Annotated in this window: 19 protein-coding genes; all 19 read right to left on the bottom strand. The window is 38.7% G+C overall.

The window, feature by feature from the left end; all coding sequences use genetic code 11:
• Window positions 1–29: 29 nt before the first annotated feature.
• The 19 genes from ACQ5H4_RS13885 to cccB all read right to left on the bottom strand — a co-directional run bounded on the left by ACQ5H4_RS13885 (window position 30) and on the right by cccB (window position 20,782).
• Window positions 30–1,103 carry a galactitol-1-phosphate 5-dehydrogenase gene (locus ACQ5H4_RS13885; protein ID WP_430775560.1) on the bottom strand — a complete coding sequence of 358 codons (1,074 nt, stop codon included), beginning with the start codon at window positions 1,101–1,103 and terminating at the stop codon, window positions 30–32.
• Window positions 1,104–1,324: 221 nt separating this feature from the next.
• Window positions 1,325–1,531, bottom strand: a complete 207-nt coding sequence (locus ACQ5H4_RS13880; protein WP_430775558.1) for a hypothetical protein — start codon at window positions 1,529–1,531, stop codon at window positions 1,325–1,327.
• 93 nt (window positions 1,532–1,624) lie between these two features.
• Window positions 1,625–2,656: a zinc-binding dehydrogenase gene (locus tag ACQ5H4_RS13875; protein WP_430775556.1), complete on the bottom strand. Its 1,032-nt coding sequence runs from the start codon at window positions 2,654–2,656 to the stop codon at window positions 1,625–1,627.
• Between the two features lie 287 nt (window positions 2,657–2,943).
• Window positions 2,944–4,206: a PTS galactitol transporter subunit IIC gene (locus tag ACQ5H4_RS13870; RefSeq protein ID WP_430775555.1), complete on the bottom strand. Its 1,263-nt coding sequence runs from the start codon at window positions 4,204–4,206 to the stop codon at window positions 2,944–2,946.
• A gap of 170 nt (window positions 4,207–4,376) precedes the next feature.
• Window positions 4,377–4,661, bottom strand: a complete 285-nt coding sequence (locus tag ACQ5H4_RS13865) for a PTS sugar transporter subunit IIB (protein ID WP_430775553.1) — start codon at window positions 4,659–4,661, stop codon at window positions 4,377–4,379.
• A 17-nt stretch (window positions 4,662–4,678) separates the two neighbouring features.
• Window positions 4,679–5,143 (bottom strand): PTS sugar transporter subunit IIA, encoded by a 465-nt coding sequence (locus ACQ5H4_RS13860; RefSeq protein ID WP_430775552.1) that lies wholly within the window; start codon window positions 5,141–5,143, stop codon window positions 4,679–4,681.
• An 80-nt stretch (window positions 5,144–5,223) separates the two neighbouring features.
• Window positions 5,224–7,278, bottom strand: a complete 2,055-nt coding sequence (locus ACQ5H4_RS13855) for a BglG family transcription antiterminator (protein ID WP_430775551.1) — start codon at window positions 7,276–7,278, stop codon at window positions 5,224–5,226.
• A gap of 303 nt (window positions 7,279–7,581) precedes the next feature.
• A complete protein-coding gene (locus ACQ5H4_RS13850) occupies window positions 7,582–8,781 on the bottom strand; it encodes a PDZ domain-containing protein (protein ID WP_430775550.1) in 1,200 nt (399 codons plus the stop codon).
• A gap of 175 nt (window positions 8,782–8,956) precedes the next feature.
• Complete coding sequence (locus tag ACQ5H4_RS13845) at window positions 8,957–10,411, bottom strand: S41 family peptidase (RefSeq protein ID WP_430775549.1); 1,455 nt, start codon at window positions 10,409–10,411, stop codon at window positions 8,957–8,959.
• A 216-nt stretch (window positions 10,412–10,627) separates the two neighbouring features.
• Complete coding sequence (locus tag ACQ5H4_RS13840; protein ID WP_430775703.1) at window positions 10,628–11,209, bottom strand: methyl-accepting chemotaxis protein; 582 nt, start codon at window positions 11,207–11,209, stop codon at window positions 10,628–10,630.
• Between the two features lie 910 nt (window positions 11,210–12,119).
• Window positions 12,120–13,184: an HD-GYP domain-containing protein gene (locus ACQ5H4_RS13835; RefSeq protein WP_430775547.1), complete on the bottom strand. Its 1,065-nt coding sequence runs from the start codon at window positions 13,182–13,184 to the stop codon at window positions 12,120–12,122.
• Between the two features lie 166 nt (window positions 13,185–13,350).
• Window positions 13,351–13,818: a carbonic anhydrase gene (locus ACQ5H4_RS13830; RefSeq protein ID WP_430775546.1), complete on the bottom strand. Its 468-nt coding sequence runs from the start codon at window positions 13,816–13,818 to the stop codon at window positions 13,351–13,353.
• Window positions 13,819–13,830: 12 nt separating this feature from the next.
• Window positions 13,831–14,838: a sodium-dependent bicarbonate transport family permease gene (locus tag ACQ5H4_RS13825; RefSeq protein ID WP_430775545.1), complete on the bottom strand. Its 1,008-nt coding sequence runs from the start codon at window positions 14,836–14,838 to the stop codon at window positions 13,831–13,833.
• Window positions 14,839–15,258: 420 nt separating this feature from the next.
• The gene (locus ACQ5H4_RS13820; RefSeq protein WP_430775544.1) at window positions 15,259–16,023 is read right to left on the bottom strand and encodes an alpha/beta hydrolase; all 765 of its coding nucleotides are present in this window, start codon (window positions 16,021–16,023) and stop codon (window positions 15,259–15,261) included.
• 250 nt (window positions 16,024–16,273) lie between these two features.
• Window positions 16,274–16,729 (bottom strand): hypothetical protein, encoded by a 456-nt coding sequence (locus ACQ5H4_RS13815; RefSeq protein ID WP_430775543.1) that lies wholly within the window; start codon window positions 16,727–16,729, stop codon window positions 16,274–16,276.
• A gap of 287 nt (window positions 16,730–17,016) precedes the next feature.
• Window positions 17,017–18,303 carry a murein hydrolase activator EnvC family protein gene (locus tag ACQ5H4_RS13810; RefSeq protein ID WP_430775542.1) on the bottom strand — a complete coding sequence of 429 codons (1,287 nt, stop codon included), beginning with the start codon at window positions 18,301–18,303 and terminating at the stop codon, window positions 17,017–17,019.
• 111 nt (window positions 18,304–18,414) lie between these two features.
• On the bottom strand, window positions 18,415–19,308 hold the full coding sequence (gene ftsX / locus ACQ5H4_RS13805) for a permease-like cell division protein FtsX (protein WP_430775541.1): 894 nt from the start codon (window positions 19,306–19,308) through the stop codon (window positions 18,415–18,417).
• Window positions 19,298–19,984: a cell division ATP-binding protein FtsE gene (gene ftsE / locus ACQ5H4_RS13800; protein WP_430775540.1), complete on the bottom strand. Its 687-nt coding sequence runs from the start codon at window positions 19,982–19,984 to the stop codon at window positions 19,298–19,300. Before ftsE ends, ftsX begins: the two co-directional genes overlap by 11 nt.
• Window positions 19,985–20,464: 480 nt before the next feature.
• Window positions 20,465–20,782: a cytochrome c551 gene (gene cccB, locus ACQ5H4_RS13795; RefSeq protein ID WP_430775539.1), complete on the bottom strand. Its 318-nt coding sequence runs from the start codon at window positions 20,780–20,782 to the stop codon at window positions 20,465–20,467.
• Window positions 20,783–20,833 lie beyond the last annotated feature (51 nt).

Below are 20,833 nucleotides of genomic sequence, written 5' to 3'. Positions count from 1 at the left end.
TCACAAAACAATGTTTAGTCAACTAATATCTAAATCGCCTCTTCTTGATCAATGGCTTCTTGCCCATTAGGTAAAATCAACACCTTATTAAATGGTTCTTCCCGATTTATGATCATATTGAATGCTTTTTGAGTTTCCTCTAAAGTAAAGCGGTGAGATATAAGATCTCGTATTTGAATTCTGTTCTGTAAAAGAAACTCAATACTTTTCGTCCATTCCTCACCAGGAAATGGTGCAGAATAAGAATTCCAAAAGCCCTTTAAGGTAAGTTCTCTTCGAAAAATATTTTCAAATGCTTGTTCCGAAAGTAAAACATCTGAATAAGCAATTCCTAGATAACCAACTTTCCCCTGTTTCCTTATAACAAGCAAGCATTGTTCCTGCGTAATTTTTGATCCGGCACACTCTAAGGCGATATCCACACCAAGACCGTTTGTGTAATCTTTTATTTTTCTTGCTAAATCTTCTCTTAATGGATTGATGGTACGTTTACAACCGATTGACTTAGCGTAATCTAGTTTCTCTTCCGAAATATCAATAGCAATGATTTCTTGTACACCAGATACTTTTAGCCATTCAATGACGAGTATTCCAATCGTCCCAACACCAAATACCGCCACCACATCACCTATACGCGAAGAAATATTCAAAACACCATGCAGGGCTACAGCTAAAGGTTCAATCATGGCCGCCTCTTCAAATCTCATATTTCCTACCGGAAGAACATTGGTTGCTTTTATATTGACATATTCGGCAAACGCACCTGGAGACTTAGAACCAATCATTCCGTAATTTTCACATAATGAAAATTGCCCTCTTTTGCAATATTCACATGAATAGCATGGTAGAAAAGGGATACCAACTACTCTCTCCCCAAGATTTAAATGGCTAACATCACTACCCTTTTCTACAACAACACCAGAGAATTCATGACCCATGATAGCTGGAAGATCATACTTCCATTTGCTTGTCATTTTATGTGTGTCTGACCCACAAATGCCCGCAGCCATTACTTTTATTTTCACTTCATCTTTTTGACAAGGCGAAATATCAACTTCTTCGTACACAAAATAATTTTCAGAATAAAGAACTGCTGCTTTCATCTTCGGCCTCCTCTTTTCTAAAGGCTCTTTTCTTTAACTTTGTTGATTTTTGGGAATGAATTTTATTGATAATACTAAGTTTCCGCAGAAAATAGCATGAATTTAATAAGAAAAGAGCCTGCAAACTAAATTCTTAAAGTGCAAAATAGCTATTTCCACGTTAAAATCGGCTTTAAGATTTTAACAACAATCTTTATGAAATCAGCTTTTCTGAAACGCAATCAGTCAACTTTTATGTCTTCGAGACCCGTAGCACGTGTGGAATTCTGGAGCTTTCTTTTCTTCAATCTGGATACAGTTAACCGATAGACCGCAATAGCAAAAACCGCACTGTTGATGGGAAATTGATATTGCATATAATACTCACTTAAAAATCTTCCATGTGGTCCTAATGCGTAATCGATCATACTTTCTACCATAATATTCACCTTACTCCTTCAATTTTTCACACGTAAACTACGGGCTAGTCCACGGACTCGAAGACTAGCCTGTAATTCTTAATAGTTTACCTGTGCGTTTATTCATTCAACAGGTGTTAACACTACTTTAATTGCTTCGCCACTTTTGATCGTTTCATACGCTTTTTGCCATTCCGAAATCGTGAATTGATGGGTCACTAGTGCATCCGCTTTTACGCGTGATTCGTTCATTAATTGGAGTGAAGGCTCCCAGTCAAATGGGTTTTGGCTTCTACAACCGATGACTTCAATTTCTTTCTGAATGATTTTTTCAAAATCAACTACTATTTCAGGGGTTGCAAAAATACCTACTTGGACGTAACGCCCTTTCTTTCGTAGCAAATCTAATCCCATGGAAAGGGCAGGTGGTGCACCGGTACACTCTAGCACCACATCCGCACCATAGCCCTCTGTTATTTCATTTACAATTTGCTTTACATCTTTTTCTTGAATATTAACAATATGGTCGATACCAAGCTCAACGGCTTTTTCTAAGCGGTGTTCATCTTTTTCTAGACCTGTAATTACCACTGTTGCTCCTTTGTGCTTTGCAATTTGAGCTGTAAGTAGTCCGATTGGTCCAGGACCTAATACGACAACAACTTCACCTGGTTGGATACGACCTTTTTCAATCGCATGATGTGAACAAGCTAAGGGCTCAGTTAATGAGGCTGATAAATAACTAACGTTTTCAGGAAGTTTATGAACACTTTCCTTCCTAGCAATTACGTATTTTGCAAATCCACCATCTTGCTGTGTACCTAAACCCTTTCGATCACTACATAAATTATAATTCTTCGATTGACAATACTTACATTTACCACAAATAGTAAAGGTCGTCTCTGAAGTCACACGATCTCCAACTTGAATGTCTTTAACATTCAAACCAACCTCTACTACTTCTCCAGAAAACTCATGTCCTAGAGTGACTGGTGCATTCACTTTGTATTTACCCTCATAGGTATGAAGGTCAGTACCACAAACTCCAGCATATTTTACAAGTATTTTTACCTGATCTTCGCCAACCGTTGGCTCCTCAACGTCTATTAATTCTAGGTGTCCGAAGCCTGGTTCTAATTTTACAAGTGATTTCATTTAGTTTCCTCCTAAAAGGATTTCTTTTAAAAGGCTGTTTTCTAATGACTACTCTTTGTCAATAGCCAATCCTTGTCTATACGGTATACTACTGTCAGTATCACGTATAAAACTAAGGTAGAAATAGCCAATTTTGACAAAAGGTATTAATTATAGTATTGTTAAATCAAATTATATTTTTTAGAGATTCCCGTCTCTAAGCCTCTCGAATTAAACGCCAATTTAAGTCGAGATTTCAAGAGCTAATGCTGCATTTTTGCATGTATTAGCTCTTGCTATTTATAGCCCTAATTAAAAAGTGCAAAGAGCTTATAAACAACATAGTTTACTAGGTTACCGCCTTGGTCGATACTAGAGATCATGTTGGTTCCTTCAGGCATATCAAAGTGTGCATCAATGGCCATTTGGGTGTGAAGCGGAGCAAGATCTGTTGCCATGTAAAGTGATAATGCGATAACTACAGTACCTGCGATAACAGAGTGGATAATATTCCCTCTTGCGGCACCGACAATAAACGCAACGATAAATGGAATAGTTGCCAAGTCACCGAATGGTAATAGATTGTTACCAGGTAAAATAACTGCTAATGCAACGGTAATAGGCACAAGAATAAGAGCTGTTGCTATGACTGATGGATGTCCGATGGCTACAGCCGCGTCTAACCCGATGTAAATATTGTCTGCATCGAACTTTTTACTTAAGAAATTACGAGCAGCTTCTGATACTGGCAGCAATCCTTCCATGAGAATTTTAACCATTCTAGGCATAAGGAACATTACCCCACCCATTGCCATTCCGACCTTAATGATATCTCCAGCGCCATAACCAGCCAGTGCACCAAGCCCAATACCTAAAATAAGCCCCATAAAAATTGGTTCACCGAAAACACCAAATCTTTTTTGAATGGTATCTGGATCAGCGTGAAGATTTTTTATTCCGGGAATTTTCTGAATTAACCAAACAAGTGGAATACCAATTGGTGCATAAGATGCTGTACTTCCTGTTGGAATCGAAATTCCTGGTAGCTGAAAGTAGTTTTCTAGCATAGGCGCTGTCCAGTCAGCAATTTTAAGTATGATAATTTGGAAAATAACTGCAGCAATTAAAGCTTGAACGATACTACCTGATAATGCGTAAACTACTGCACCAGCAAATGTAAAGTGCCAGAAGTTCCAAATATCTACCATCATCGTTTTCGTCGTTTTTGTAACAAGCATGATGATATTAATCACTAACCCTAGAGGAATAATAAATGCTGCGATTGGTGATGCCCATGATATAGTTGCTGCACCTGGCCAACCAACGTCAATCACATTTAATTCTATTCCAAACCTCTCAACCATCCCATTAGCGGCAGGTCCAAGATTATTAACTAGCAAATCTACGACCATGAAAATACCGATAAATCCAACGCCGATCGTTAAACCTGAACGAAATGCCTTCCCTGGCTTTTGACCAAAAAGCATACCTAGAAGAAAGATGGCTACTGGTAAAATAACCGTTGGTCCTAGTCCTAAAAATGCCTGTAAAGCTTCAACCATATCCTTCATATTTCTTCCTCCTCAAACTAAGTACAATACTTTTCTACTACTCTGTTTTCGGATAAGTCGTTTCACATGAACCTATCTTTCACCCATAGTTAAGAAGACGGGTTTTACAAAATCTTGATTTTCGTTAAGGAAACAACTGCTTTCGAAAACAGTTATAAAAAACGATTAAATCATTTTTTAATCTCCTCAAGAATCTGCTGCTTCACATCATCTAATCCAATTCCTGTTAAGAAAGCTCTTGCGTTGATGACTGGGAATGGGTAATCCTTACCAGTTATAGTTGTTGTCACAAGTAAGTCAGCAGAATCTAAATATCCTGATACCTCAGTTATTTTGCACTGAACTAAGTTAGCCTGGATGTTGTTTGCACTACACATTTCTAGAATTGCCTCATTTACCACTGTAGAAGTTGCAATACCTGCACCACATGCTACTAAAATCGTCTTTTTCTTCATAGAAAACCCCTGCCCCTCTAATGATTTAATTTACTTTCAAGTAAATCAATGATTTTTTCTTTACTATGTTCCCTTGATATTTCATTCAATGTTTCTTCATTTTGAAAGATTTGCATTAAGCTTTGAAGTAATTTTAATTGAGCATGCTGTTGATCCATTGCAAGCATAAAGACAAGCTTCACTGGAGTAACGTTTCCCATTTCCCCCATAATTCCAAAATCCACTTCGTTTTTTAAAACAGCCACACTAATGGCTTTTCTATTCACATGCTCAATGTCCGTATGTGGAATTGCGACAGAACATCCTAGTGTTGGCAGGCCTGTTGGAAAAGTCTTCTCTCTTTCGATCACTGCAGAGATATAGCTTTCTTTGACGACACCTTGTTCGTATAAATTTCTAGCCATGTTTTGAAGAACTTCTTCGTTTGTTGTTCCATCCAAGTCTACCATTATGAGTGATTCTTCTAGACAAACGGTGTCCATTTTCATTCTTCTCCTTACTTTCGATTATAGTTTTACTAAGTTTGTATTTTTAAGCATTCCCCCTTTCATAAGATAGATTATTAGACAGCTGAGTATTTCGAAATCACCTGGAGAAGATCATCTGACGACTTGGATTCTATTAGCCTCTTAGTATCCTCCTGATTACTAGCTAGCTTCATGAGCTGCATCAAAGCTCTTAAATGCTGGTGCTTGTCTAAAGCAGCAATTGTAATAATTATTTGGACTGAATATTCATTGTATTGAACAGGTTCTTCTAATCTAAGAAGACTCATACTAACCTCGTTTACACCACTTTCAGGATCTGCGTGCGGTATGGCTATATTGTTCCCGATAATAATATAAGGGTCTTCGCTGTCGTACAACCGAAGCATTTCCTCTACATAAGAGGGTGTAACACTACCACTCTCAACTAAAGGTCTTGAGCAAATTTGAAGTGCTTCCTGCCACGAATTCATCCTTTTTTCTAAGGTGATCGTTTCAGGTACGATAAGCTCATTTAAATTTCTCTTCGGTAGCTCCATAGGTTTTGGCATATGCGGTGAATGATCTAGACGAAAATGTGATTCAAGCTCCTTTTGTAGCTGCTCTCGACTTTCAATGGTCGCATGTTTTTCAATAATATCGATTACGTGATACACATTCATAACCGATGGTGTGTAGCCGTTTAGCTCCTGCATTACCTGTTTTCGCAACCGATATTTTTCTTCTCTTTCCAGAAACGTTTTAACAAGGATTTGTTTCCGATTCGTTTGTAGAAAAGTGGTAGTAAAGACAAGATCATAATCAAGTGTATAAACATGAAATTCTCGGACTGACAAAGCATCAATAAATACAAACTCTGGAAACAATTCTCGTAAGGTACTTTCGAGTAATCTTGATACACAAATCCCCTTCGGACAAACAACGAGAGCTTTAATTTTCTTTTGGAGGCTATCCCCTTGTCTAGAAAGCCAACCGCCGATAAGCATTGTAAAATAAGTGGATTCGCTCTCCGGAATATTTCCTCCAATAAGCTGTTCTAATGGTCTCATAGATTTTCTTACAAGATGATGTAGCTCCTTAAATTCATTGCTTACTGTATTTTCTAAGGGGTTTGTAATCGATAGCTTATATTTAATTCTGTAATACGCTGGTTTAACATGTAGAAGGATTTTATTTAAAAGCTGATCTTTCTCTTGTAATCGTACACATGCATTTTTCTCAAATAGAGAGAGCATAAGACTAATAGAATGATATAATTCAGGAAATGTATTGTCTGCATTGCGTTCGGAAGAGGATACATTTGTTGTTAAAAGGTGTAATGTGATAAATAATCTTTCTTCCATTGGGATTTGATCTAAATCCTGTAAAAGCTCTTCTGCTGCTTGAAATTCCTTCGTATCAGACAGCTCATAATAATGAATGTGAAAAGGTTCAATTAATTTCCCTTGAGTAATGCGTCTTAGAAGTAATATGAGTATGTAGGGCATTGATTCGATTTTTTCATCAGTAAACTTCAGATTTAATTTTCTTTCAACCTCTTCCACACGTTCATGAAAGGTATCAATCTCTGATAGTAGAATGGAAGTTAACTCTTCAATCCACCTTTTTCCATTCGTCATTTCAATCGTTTTAAAGATAATGTTAATCAATAGCTGTCGCTTATTAAACTCCTTACCTTCGATAAGGTAGCCATACTGCCTATAGTACTTAATTGTTAAATCAAAGATATCAAGCTGGAGTTGAGCATTTTTTAGATCGTTAATTATAGTATTACGACTTACACTAAGGCACGAAGTAAAATGGTAAAGTGAAAGTTCTTCACTTCTGCTTAATAGCATGAGTATCAATAGATTTACTCTTTCGTTTTCAGAAAGAATGTATGCATCTGTTTCATCTAAGGCATTTTCATTTAGGAGAGTTGTAAAATGCACTTTATTTAGAAGAAATAATCCAGACTTTGTTCTTTTGATCTCAGGTAAACCTGTCGCTATTAACCAATCGTTAATTTTGTTAATGCTATATCCGACCTGTCTTCTGCTAAGAGAAAACCGATCTTCCAGATCCTTGTTTTTTATACTCGGATTAATAAGAATTTCATGAAGTATTTGACTGCTTCTCTCGTCTAAATCCATTGTCATGTCCTCCTTGGTTACATAGTATCATTCATAAAAATAAAAATGTACACGTTTTCATTCCAAATTATTACCATGGTGATGTACATCAATGGGATGTACAATGTGTATTGTCTCACATTGTACATTCTGTCAAAAGATTTCGTTAATAGGGATTTGTCAATAGGTTGCTGACAATATAAAAAGAACGCAATGATTGATTGCGTTCTCTTGATTAGGCAGTATTCCTATAAATTTAAATTGCTAACTTATTTGTTGAAGGTTTCTTTTCTATTTGGAATATTCCGCTTATGGAAACTTAAATCAAACTGCTTCCGTTCCCCACTTCTTCTCATCCTGAACAAACAGAATTCCTAACTCGTGATGATCACCTTCATAAAGAGCTCGCTGAACAAAGCGAATCTGTCCATTAACATCTAACACCTCAAGCTTACAGTGAGCACGGTTCCGTTGCAACGCCTCATAGACCTCTGCTTCGTTATGCACGATGGTTCCATTGACCTTAGAAACAATCTCCCCAACGGATAGCTGCATTTTTTGTGCAGGAGAATATGGTAACACTCCTAAAATCATAACACCTTGATTGCGCTTGGAAAAATAGAAGGGACCACTTTCTTCTTTCGTTTTTTGACTAAAATAGATCACTTCGCGTCCAAGAATTCCGATCGCAACGACCGCTAATGATAAAATCGGCACCCAGTATGAAGCGATGGCGATGGCTGTTAGAACGAAACCATGGGCCATGATTTGTTTTCCAACATGTGTGACTGCCTGAGTTGGCAGTGCTCCTTGGATATGCTGATAATGACCGAGCGCAAACGGAACTAGTAGTAGTCCGTAGCCTTCTCCACCTACATCAAACACTGGCCACCATTCAAACGGCAGCTGCTGGAGGGCATCTCCAGGGATCAACAGAAGAAGCGGCAACATCCACACTCGCTTGAGTTCGTGAACGCCTACTCGTTGGCCGCGCTTGCTATTCATAAGCTTAGGCGAGGTCCCCTTCTTTCCATTTTTCAAAATAAGAATGCCTTCTGCTATGACTAGTAGAGCTAGAAGGACCGTGATGGACGGGTAGAGCTTGTCTTCTAGACTGCTGAAGAGCTCTGGGAAAATCGGGATACTCCAGTCTTTGCCCGCTGTGAAAAAGAGGGCGAAGAAGGTGAGACCCACGGTGTATACCGATGATAGCAGGCGTACACGTATGCTTAGGATTATGGTAATTGCTGCGATAAACAGGATGGCCGCAAGCGGAATGACCACTCCCGCGGCGATCATGATGATCGAGAGTACGGATCCGAGCAATAGTCCGAGCGGTAGTAATTGACGGAGCTCATAGTAGGCATTTTCGGCTCGAACGTGAAAATGACTTCGCTCCCTTTTTACTCGAGAAACTCCTAAAAATGCCGCGAGTAGGAATGTGAAGTAAAACACTGGATGTATTAATAGTTTTGCGAATCCCCAAGCCATTTCTAATAGCCACTCTAGAACCAAACTAGCCACCAACCTTATCAATCTATTTCCGAACTTTCCTATTAATCTTTATTTTACCAAATGAAAGGAGAATTCGATATTAGAAATATTTTGGATAATAGTGGATAAGGGGTTTTAGGTGAATATTCGCGGACCTTCCATAACAAAAACACCCCTCTTATCCATAGGGATAAGAGGGTCAATCTTATTTCGCCAACAACCGAAGTCCCGTCTGAAGCTGGGTGTCGTTGCTATCCTTCTTCATTGCTTCAATCACTGCACTTTCTAGAGCACTGGCTGTTTTGCTGTCAATTTTCCCCGTCATCTCTAAATCATGTTGACGTTGGAAGGCCATGACGCTCGTTTCAGTACGGTCGTTAAAGTAGCCGTCCTCTCGACCTGGGTCAAGTCCAAGTGCCTTCAGCATTTGCTGGGCGTTTTTGATTTGCTCGTTGTTCATATCCTTTTCTAATGCCTCGGTGAGCTGGAGCGGATGCGTGTGATAGAGCTCCGATTGAACCACCTTCACATCGGGTTCAATTCCCTTTTTGTGGATCCAATTTCCATCAGGAGTTAACCACTTAAACAGCGTCAGCTTAATATTGCTGCCATCTCCCATCGGCACAGCCTGCTGAACGGTTCCTTTTCCGAATGTGGTTTCCCCGATCAGTTGGAACCCTTCCGCTTCCTTTAATGCACCAGCAAGAATTTCCGAGGCAGAGGCACTACCTTTATCGATCAACACGGCAACAGGATAGTCCTTATCCTTGGTTAGATTTGAAAAATAGCGCATCTTCTCGCCATCTCGTTTCTCAATTTGGACGAATGGTTTTTCCTTTGACACGAATTCTTTTAAAATTTCCTCCACGCTCGATAATAGTCCACCTGGATTGCCACGCACATCAATCAGTAATCCATCGATCCCTTGATCTTCAAGCGCCTTTAACTCCTTTTTAAACTCTTTAGCCGTTTCCTCTGAGAATGTAGTGATCTCAAGATAACCTATTTCTTTCCCATTCTGCTTTTTCACATCACTATGCACCGTGATTTGTGGAATTTCATCGCGCTTCACGTTGACAACAAGAGGCTCATTCAAGCCACTACGTGCGATTTCCAGCTTTACCTTTGTTCCTTTTTCGCCTCGGATTTTTAGGGTTGCTTCATAGAGGTCCACCCCGTCCAAGCTTTCTCCATCCACCGATAGGATTTGGTCATTTGGACGCAAGCCTGCTTTTTCAGCTGGCGAGTCTTTAAATGGGGATACGATGACAATTTTGCCATCAACTAGCCCAACCTCTGCTCCAATCCCCTCAAACGAAGATTCAAGTGTGCTGCTAAATTGCTTGGCCGTTTCTTTATCCATGTACACGGAATACGGGTCATCAAGTGTGGTGAGCATGCCTTGAATCGCACCTTCGATGAGCTTTGATTGATCCACACTTTCTACATAACTATTTAAAATTAACTCGTAGGCTTTTTCGACTTTGTCCAATTCTTCTAGATTAATATTCTGAGGAGTTCCCTCGTCATTACTTCCGGTATGTAATTCCACCTTGGACTCTGCCGCTAACGCACCAGTATAATGCAAAAACCCATATGTTCCTCCAGCACCTGTTAGCAATGATCCTGTCATTAGCAAGGCGACCCATTTTCGATTCATGAAAAATCCTCCCTAAAAGAAAAGCACTATTTTTCCGGCGTTAACTTTGTGTCCGTTTAAGGGTCTATTTCTCCTTCCGAGAGCTGTTGTTACTACGCAACAAAGGCTCCCTCCAGGAGAAATAGCCCCATTTTATTAACTATACAAAAAACATCCCACAAAGTTGTGAGATGTCTTTGTATAACCACTATATGTGTGAAAGGGACGAGTTATGAATTAATTCCGGACGACGAGTGTGGCGAGTTGTTGTGTTAAGGTTTCTAGTTCTTTGAAACTCTCGACTACTTGGGTGATTTGGTTGGATTGCTCTTCGACGCTTGCTAGTACTTCTTCTACTGCTGCACTGGACTGCTCGGAAACACTGGATAGCGAGGAGATTTCGTCGATAACCACTTCTGAGTTTTTAGAGAAGTTAACGAGACTTTTTTCTACTTCTTCTGCTTGCTGTAGTCCTTGCTTTGAAGAGGTGAGCATCGACTGGAAGGTTTGACTTGTTTGCTGGGTCATTTCTAACCCTTTTTCAACCGCCAGCTGGCCGCCTTGTACTTGGCCGGTTACTTGCATCGTCTGTCTTTGGATTCCATCCAGAATGGCTTCGATTTCATGTGTGGATGCTTGAGAGGTTTCTGCGAGCTTACGAACTTCTCCAGCTACCACCGCAAAGCCCTTACCCGCTTCTCCTGCACGCGCTGCTTCAATTGCTGCGTTTAAGGCAAGTAGGTTCGTTTGATTAGTGACTTCTCTAATTTTTAAAACAATCGCCCCGATTTGCTGGGTTTGATCATTGAGCTCTTTCATCAATTGACTTGTATTTTCGACTGAGTCATATACATCTTTCATTTCTGTTTCAAGCGTGTGAATTTTTTCTGTGCCTACCTGCGACGTGTGCTCTGTTTCTAGAGAGATTTGATGCAGCGTTTGAGCGGATGTTACGACCCTACGAATCATCTCTCCTGACAATTGCATCGTCTCATTCATACCGGTTACGGAGCTTGCTTGGGTCTCCATTCCTTTTGATATTTCGGAGAAAGCTGAGGTCAGCTCAACAGAAATTTGATTGGTTTTCTCAATATTTCTTTTAAAAGAGTGACTAAAGTTTTGAAGCACACCTACCGACTCTTTTACTTTCTCTAGCAATTCATCCACTTGTTCTTTACCTTGCTTCAACTCAATTCCGTCGGCTTCCACCTTTTGGGTTAGTCTTGAAGTAAGTCGAGCCTGTGTGAGGAACATCATTAGCGTCACAATATTGATGACATTCAATGAGATTAAGATCGAAACGTCAGCACCGTAAAACATTTGATCATTAAATTTGAAAAAGAAATAATTGCTCAGAGCTAAGCCGATCACTCCCGTAATGGCCATGGATCCCACTTGGTTATAAATCATAACAACCGCTAAAGCAAAATAGATCATTAAGTAGCTTGATAGCTTTGGAGAACTAGAGACCATAAAGAAAATAAGAATCGCGATCCCAACAGCCACGATGTAATGAATATGTAGTGTAAACTTTTTGGTTACGGTTAATGTCGTAATGATCGAAACAAGTGTGAAACCAACAATGGCAAACGTAACAATTCCCTGTGTGCTAACGTTTGCAGCAATGTTACTAGCAAGACCTAAGGCAAAGCAAATCCATAGTAAGATCGTGACGAGCTTGTTTCTCTCCTGCATATACTGAATTCTGTCCATATCAATTCCCCCATTGTTAAAATGAAACAACATCCTTTAATGAGCGTGTAAAGTCATAACGTAAATCTACATAATGATTATCACCTAAATACACAAGTGGACAATGTGGCATATCCTCGTACACCGTAATGATTGTCCCTTGCTCCCCTGTATTTAACACAACTTTTTTTCCGATAAATTGGTCCATTAAGTATTTGGTAAATGGTACTGTAATCGCTGAGTTGAACTTTCCCTTTGCGGTTTCCTCCATTAAAATCATGACAGCAACGATCGGTGACTGCTCCCCCTTATACGGACGGACCGCCGTAATGGCGTCATACGTATCAGCAACCGAGATGATTTGGGCATGAAAAGGAATAACATCTTCTCGAACACCATACGGATACCCAGAACCGTCTAATCTTTCATGATGCATAAGTGTTCCCATAATCACCTTCGAGCGAGTCTCACCCATACTTTTCAGAATTTGTACCCCTTCAACGGTATGGTTTCGGATCAGCTCCCATTCTTCAGGATCTAGTTTTCCGTTCTTTTTTAACACCGAAAGTGGGATAGCAAGCTTGCCGATATCATGTAATATTCCTGTTTCCCCAAGCAGCAATATTTCTGATTTATCCATAGCTAATAGCTTTCCGATAATGGAAGAGACGACCGCTACATTTAACGAATGAACATATGTGAACTCATCATCCTTCCTAAGGAGTTTGAGTAACTCAAAATGCTCATCTTCCGCTACAATCGTATTCAGCATCGGTGTATACATATGCTCGAGCTTTTGTAATGGTTGGTTGGAAGCGCTACCATTTATAGTTGCTTCCAAATCTTCGAAAATCGTTTTTAACTGTCCAAGTGATTCCTTGTAGTTCTGTTCTAGTTTTTCAACACTAATAGACGGTTGGTTAATTGAACACGTATCCAAACGCAAATTGTTATGATTCAAGTGACTTTGTAAAACAAAGATATGTCTTTCGTTTAATACCGTGCCTCTTCGTAGTAGTGGAATCGATTTGTTTTTTGCATACACATCTTCCGCTAGCACCGATCCTACTAATTGTAAGGAAAGACTCCCCTCTGTTAACATTTCATACACCCCTATAGTCCGTTTTACCTGTGCAATTATTACTATTATAGTGCCAAATTCTAGTTTTGAGTATAGGAATGGGGGAGGTTTTATTTCGTAATGCTCAAAATATTTCTACAAATTTCGACTCTGAGATAAAAAAAGAAGAGGGAGTTCCTCTTCTACTTTAAGAAATCAAATCGATCTCATTTTTTTCTGTGTTAACAATAAATCCTTTCACCGGTAGTGATTTTGGAATAAGTGGATGCTTCTTTATTAAATCTACATTTCTTTTTATTTTGTCTCTAGTAACCTGTGGACCTTTTAACCAGTTGATGGTACTATCCCCTACAAAATTAATGTAATCAAGCGTTTCAATTGCTTGCTTGGTAACACCAGACTTTTCCAATCTAATGATAAGTTCCTCTTCTGAAATGCTTGATTTATTTTCGTCACCTATTACATAAATTTCAACTACATTTTCAAAGTTTATGGCCAAAATAATATCCCTAACTAAGCACCCATACGGTTGGGATATTACTTCTCCTAAACTATTAAAAATAAGTAGCTCTTCCGTCGTTTTTTGTGAAATCTCTGGAATGTATTGTAGAATTTTCTCATTGAAACTTGTTATAATTAAAGTCTTTTTTATCATAAAGTCTTCCCCCTAGTGCATCCATTTTGCTATTTCATAATAAACAGGTATCCCGATAACTAGATTAAATGGGAACGTCACTCCTAAAGATAAACCAAGATAAATAGATGGGTTTGCTTCTGGGACAGATGTTTTTAAAGCGGCTGGAGCAGCGATATAAGACGCACTTCCTGCTAAAACTCCCATTAAGGTAGTGCCTCCTAAAGAGAGTCCAACGAGATCCCCTACAAAGATCCCCAACGTTCCGAATAGAAGAGGAGTAAGCATACCAAACATTAACAATGATAGACCATGTTTTTTTACTTCTGGTAACCGTTTCCCGGCAACCAACCCCATATTTAAAAGGAATAGAATTAAAATACTACTATATAAATCAATAAACAGAGGTTTAACTGTTGAAACAGCACGTTCACCAAGAAATAGACCAATGAATAAGCTTCCTACTAGAAGAATGATACTTTTCCCAAAAATACTTTCCCTTAAAACTTCTCTATTAAGCAATCTTGATGATGGAGGAAGAAACCCTAGATTCCGAGTAGAAAATGCTCCAGTTCCCTTATTCGCCTCTAATATTTTGTATAAAAGCAATGAAACTAATATTGCCGGGCTTTCCATAAGTACAACAATCGCATTCATAAAGCCTTCATAAGAGGTTCCATTTTTGTCTAAAAAGGTAAGTGCAGCACCGTAGGTAACTATACTTATAGAGCCATATGTAGCTGCTAAACCAATGGAATTTTCCACATCCATCTGAATGAATCTTAAGATAAATAGCGTAATAATAGGGATAATGCACCCGATAAAAAGTGCTCCTAGAATAGGACCTACAACGGTTTCAATAGGATAGTGCGAGAGTTCTATTCCCCCTTTTAAACCAATCGCAATTAATAAATAAATGCTTAATGCCTCACTTAGACCATTAGGAATTTTTAAATCAGATTTTACTACAGCCGCCATTACACCTAATATGAAAAATAAAACTACTGGCGACATTAAATTTTGAAGTATGATTTCTAGCATTTAAATCCCCCTATTTAATAAAAAAACCGACAACAATAGAAGGATGGCATTCCATCTTCCGAGAGTTGTCGGTTTACCCTCAGCTAGCTAAAAGTGCCTTCTGAGAATCTCCCTTTATTTTGTTTCTGTTCTTTCACTGAATAGAAGCCCTTCTTATTTCCTCACCAACAAAAAAGGTATATTTCCCAAGACTGCACAAGTCCAGAAAATATACCGATTTATATTCCTTTTCCTTCTATTCTTTAGGATTCACTCATTTTTCACATAGCCAATAAAGGTATTAACTATATGCTAAATACACCTATTCTGTTAGAAGTTTAAAGAAATGATCTCTCGATTGTAATATATGGTTTCATTATATCCATGTAAGGAACAAAACTCAATAATAAATTTTAATTATTATAAATATTCACTTCAAATTTAACTGAATACCAGTTCCTTTGCGACTAACTGTTGAATAAACTGATGTCCACTTTTCACAATTTCGTCTTTATCAAAATCCATAGATGCCACATGGTAGGAATTTGGTAATATGAGCCTCTCATTATTAGTAGAGTGTACCGTTTGAAGGATATAATCGGTATTTTCAGGCGGAACCACATGGTCCACACTTGAGCGGATACCTAAAACCGGGCTCTCTACCTCATGAAGGATGCTTAACGTATCCTTCATGACCCTTTGTAATTCATGAACCGCTTTTAATGGTACCTTTGAATAAGTAATTTCATGAACATTCTTTGCATGAATATCTGGTTCTGACTCATCTAAAAACCTTGGTTCAACTTGATCTTTTAAATAGTCGTAGGCTGGAACTTCTAAAGCGGCGTTTATTAAGAGAAGCCCCTTTATTTCTTTGTGACGATGAGCTAATCGAAGAGATAGTGTTCCACCCATTGACTGTCCGATCACATAAATATGTGAACAATGTTGTTTTAATTGTAAATAAGCTTTTTCTAATGAAGAGAACCAGTCATGATATGAGCAAGCTTCCATATCTTTATAGTGAGTTCCGTGTCCCTTTAATCTAGGAGCTAACACCGAGTACCCTAATCTTGCAAACTCTTCCCCAATATACCGTACACTTTGAGGTGTCCCAAGAAATCCATGAGAAATTAGTACTCCTACTTGACTTCCCTTGAAGAAAAATTCCTCTGCTCCCTCGATAACCGGATATGTTTCTGCCATCTGTTTCGCCTCCAATAGTAAGCTTTTTATCTGTTACCTTACTATAATCCACATTATACCCATCTGTAAACTGGGAATTGAAATATTCAACAGAAATAATACAAAACTCATTTCATGGATATATACCTTCGCTGGTATAATGCTAATAGAAATAGTTCCTTAAATAGAAAAGATCCCACTATACATAGCTGTCATAAAAAGATATTTCCATTAGGTAAATTTAAAATTGAATTACATTAAATACTACTAATTATTTGTTTAATTTAATCCTTTTTAATAGCAATTCAAAACCATAAATTATTAGGGAAAAGCTAATGAATGTAATAAATATGTGCTTCGGTCTAAAGTTAACTAATTTAAAAAGTTTTAACCTTTGAAACAAATAGCTTAAAGGGAAAGAGAATAATGAATCCATAAATAAATTAACTACAAAATATTTTTTAAAATTCCCAAAGGTAAAATAAAAAATCCATAAAGTACCTACAATAAATGGTCCTAAAATAAAACTCCAATCATTTAATACCTTAGCTCTCCATCCTCCTTTAACACTCCACCACTTATATGGAATAGCCAGTAAACACATGCCTGTCACCAGAAATGAGGCAAAAATTGAAACAGGAAAATATTGTCTAAATGATTTCTTTGGGAGGAAAACGATGGTTATCCAAGGCAATACTAACTGAATGATTCTAATTGTATTGGGCATTTATAAATAAATTCTCCTTTTTATTTTATAATTTACCCAGTTAATTGGAAGTGATTCTAAATTAATCATCAATTAAACCCTTGCTGTTTCTCAACCTAAAATTCTGGTGATATTCCTATTTTAGCTAATCATAAAATTAGCAGTTTACAATTGCATTAGAATCGAAAGACAGATGTTGAAGCAGGACTACAATTGTTGAATAAATATCCATCCTAAAAAAAGAAGCACATTATGTCTATAATTGAGAGTAGACATGATGCACTTCATTTTATTATGACATGTAAATTTTACAATGGCACGATTCCAACCGGATTAACCGCATTGGACTTCGATGCGTTCCATCCTCCACGGTGAAGCTCGAAGTGTAAATGCTGGCCATAGGAATCACCTGTGTTACCCATGTTTCCTATAAATTGGCCTTTAGATACGACTTGTCCTTCACCCACGGCACGGCTGCTTAAGTGAGCATAGACCGTTGTATAGGTTTGACCGTTAATGCTGTGTGCAATAAAGATCGCGTTCCCGTAACTTGAAGAGTAGTACGAACGAATAACTACCCCATCCGCTGCTGATACAACAGGTACTGTTCCTTTTGCTGCTATATCGACCCCTGCATGTAATTTACCCCAACGAACACCAAATCCTGAAGACAGGTAACCCGCTGATGGTCTTGTGAAAGATCCACCGGATACAGCTGGAGCTGAAACGGTGCTTCCTCCGCCGCTACTTTCTGTACTACCGCCACCTGACGAACTGTTTGCGGCTGCTGCTGCGGCCGCTGCTGCAGCTGCTGCTTTGGCCTGACGTTCTTGCTCCATTTGGATGGCTTTTTGCATCGCAGCAGCTTGATTAGCTAAAATCGACTGCTCTTCTGCTAGCGCCATTTGATGGTTATGAAGTTCGGTCTCTTCTTGTTGAAGAGTCGCCATTAACTTGTCCTTTTCAGCCTTTTGTGATTCAAGGCTCTGCTTCATTCCTTCAAGGTCAGCAAGCATTTTTTCTAATCCAGCAAGCTTGTCCTCTACTTCTTTTTTCTTCGCTTCAAGTTCTTCTTTATCTGCTTGATGCTCTCTTAAAATATCTTGGTCAGCTTCCACAATGGTTGCCACCGCACTCATGCGATCGATAAAGTCTGAAAAGCTCTTTGCCCCCATCAATACATCGATATAACTAACCATACTCCCGTTTTCCTGGAAGTTACGAGCACGGTCCTTAAGCAACTCATTTCGCTTGGCAATACGCTCTTCTAGAACAACGATTTCTGCTTTTAATGTTTCAATTTCAGCCTTTGTGTTCTCGATTTCAACATTCTTTTCAGCAATCTTATTTTCCGTATCTGTTACCTTCATATCAATCTCTTTAATTTGAGCTTGAATGTTATCCTGTTGGGCTTGATTTTCAGAAAGCTTTTGTTCCGCTTCATCAAGCTTCGTTTCTACTTCTGATTTTTCTTCTTGAATTTGACTCTTTTCTTCCTTAAGGTCATCGAGGGTGTTCGCCTTTACTGGAGAGACAAGAACACTTCCGAAACCTATTGCAGCAGCAAGTGTGACATATGTTATCTGTTTTTTCACTCCGATTTCTCCTTCCAAATGCTAAGTTAGTCGTTCGATAGACAGATAGATTCTAGTCTATTAATCTAGCCATTATTTATGTAGAAAAGGAACTTCGTACATTCCTTTTCCTTATATTTTTAAGAATTTACGTACGGACATTAAGCTTCCCCAAATTCCAATAAAGGCGCCCATGATCACAAGGATTCCAGCGACTTGGAAAATAAATGGATTCACATCTAATATTTGAATGAAATTGCCCTCTAATCTTGGTGCAATATAAGCATGGGCTTCTGTATATAACACTGAAATCAATGCGATAGGAATAATAGAACCTAGTACTCCGAGCATAAGCCCTTCAAGGAAAAACGGCCAACGAATAAACGAGTTCGTTGCTCCCACTAAGCGCATAATTTCAATTTCACGTTTACGAGCAATAATCGTAATTTTAATCGTGTTGGAAATTAGGAACATCGCTGTAAAAAGCAACCCAACGATGAGCACAAGTCCAACATTGCGGCTGACGGATAAAAAGCTAAATAGCTTTTCAACAGAGCCTTGTCCATATTTCACCTTTGTCGTGTACTCAAATTTATCAATTTGTTTCGCGACATTCATCGTATCAGTAGGATTTTTCGCTTTGACGATAAATACATCATTTAAAGGATTGTCTTGCTCAAAAAGGTTAAACACTTCTCCTTCTTCGCCAAGACTAGAGATCAAATTATCAAGCTCTTCCTCTTTTGCAGAGAAGGTGACACTTTCCACTTTCGAGAGACTCTTAATCTGTTCCTCAAGCGCTGCCTGGTCTTCTTTCGTAGCTGCTATATCTATATGAACGCGGATTTCCACGTCTTCTTCAATCGAATCGGCTACCTTATTCAAGTTCATCATTAACACTAAAAACACGCCAACAAGAATCAATGTAACCGTAACGGCACTAACAGACGCAAATGTCATCCAACCGTTACGACCAAGATTTTTGACGCTTTCTTTCATGTGACGACGGATCGTTCTAGCTTTCATAACCGTAGTCACCTCGCATTTGGTCTCGAACTATTTTTCCACTTTCAATCGCAATCACGCGATGCTTAATCGTGTTTACAATATCCTTATTATGGGTCGCCATCACGATGGTTGTCCCTCTTGTGTTAATCTCTTCAAAGATGTTCATAATTTCCCATGAAGTCTCAGGATCAAGATTCCCTGTCGGCTCATCGGCAATCACAAGCTTGGGTGCATTGACAATCGAACGGGCAATAGAAATACGCTGCTGCTCTCCACCAGAAAGCTCAGTTGGCAGCATTCTCGCTTTATGCTTTAAGCCAACGAGATCCAACGTCTCCATTACTCGCTTCTTAATATATTTCGGCTGCTCTTCGATAACTTCAAGTGCAAACGCAACATTTTCATATACATTTAACGTCGAAAGTAACTTAAAGTCTTGGAAAACCACGCCAATATTTCTTCGTAACAGTGGAACTTTTGAGGGTCTGAGTGTGGCAAGATTGATTCCATTTATCATAATCGTACCTTTTGTGGGCTTTTCCTCCCGGTACATCATTTTAATAAAAGTGGACTTCCCCGCACCACTCGGCCCAACCACGTACACAAACTCACCTTGCTGAATTTCTACGTCTATACCATTTGCGGCTGTTACGCCGTTTGGATACTTTTTATACACTTCTTTCATTTGTATCATTTAACTATCACCTATATTGTTTTTGTCATATCTATCAATTAGCCTTTGGATGTTGGTACATTACATGGATGATGCTCAAATGAATTATCGTCGAAATTCGACAAAAGTTGACCGCTACTTTAGACAGTATTCTTCATAAATCACATACAAGAAACATTATAGCACTATCCTAATACAAAAAGCGGTATAAAAATATTACATTTTCTTTTCAAGTATTGTCATATTATGGTGAGAGTTGGAAATAGTCATGTAAATGATTCGACATGATTGGTGGAATTCCTTTATTTTATGAGGGCGATATGTTGTGGAATTTTGTATTTTTATGGTGGACTTTAGAAAAGTAACATGATATTCAAGCATATATCAGCGACATTTCTATGATATCGGCGACTTTCTCTACTTTATCAGCGACTTTTTAAATATATCAACGACCTCCGATACAAACAAAAAACGCCCGCTCAGGACGTTTTTCATCTACCATTATTTCTTTCCAGCTAGCCATTCCGCAACAGTGGAAGCATCTTCGCCTTGTAGAAGTCCCTTCGGCATAGCGCCTTGGCCATTGGCAATTACATTTTCAATATCTTCTTTTGATAAACTAGCACCGATGGCATCAAGCTTCGGTCCTACTCCACCTTCGAGGTTTCCGCCGTGACAGCTTGAGCATTTTTGCCCGTAAAGCTTTTCAGCGTCTCCGCCACTAGCTGTTGCGCTGTCATCGCTTGCTTCCTCACCGCCGCCACATGCAGCTAATACAAATAATGATCCCATCAATAGTGCAAGAAGCTTCTTTTTCATCCAAACTCCCCCCTAAGGAAAAAAATACATAGTCGGTAATATTATACCAAG

The sequence above is a fragment of the Bacillus coreaensis genome, assembly GCF_050586445.1.
Classification (GTDB): domain Bacteria; phylum Bacillota; class Bacilli; order Bacillales; family Cytobacillaceae; genus Robertmurraya_A; species Robertmurraya_A coreaensis.
The sequence above is the reverse complement of the archived record's forward strand: the minus strand, read 5'-3'. Positions and strand labels throughout refer to the sequence as shown.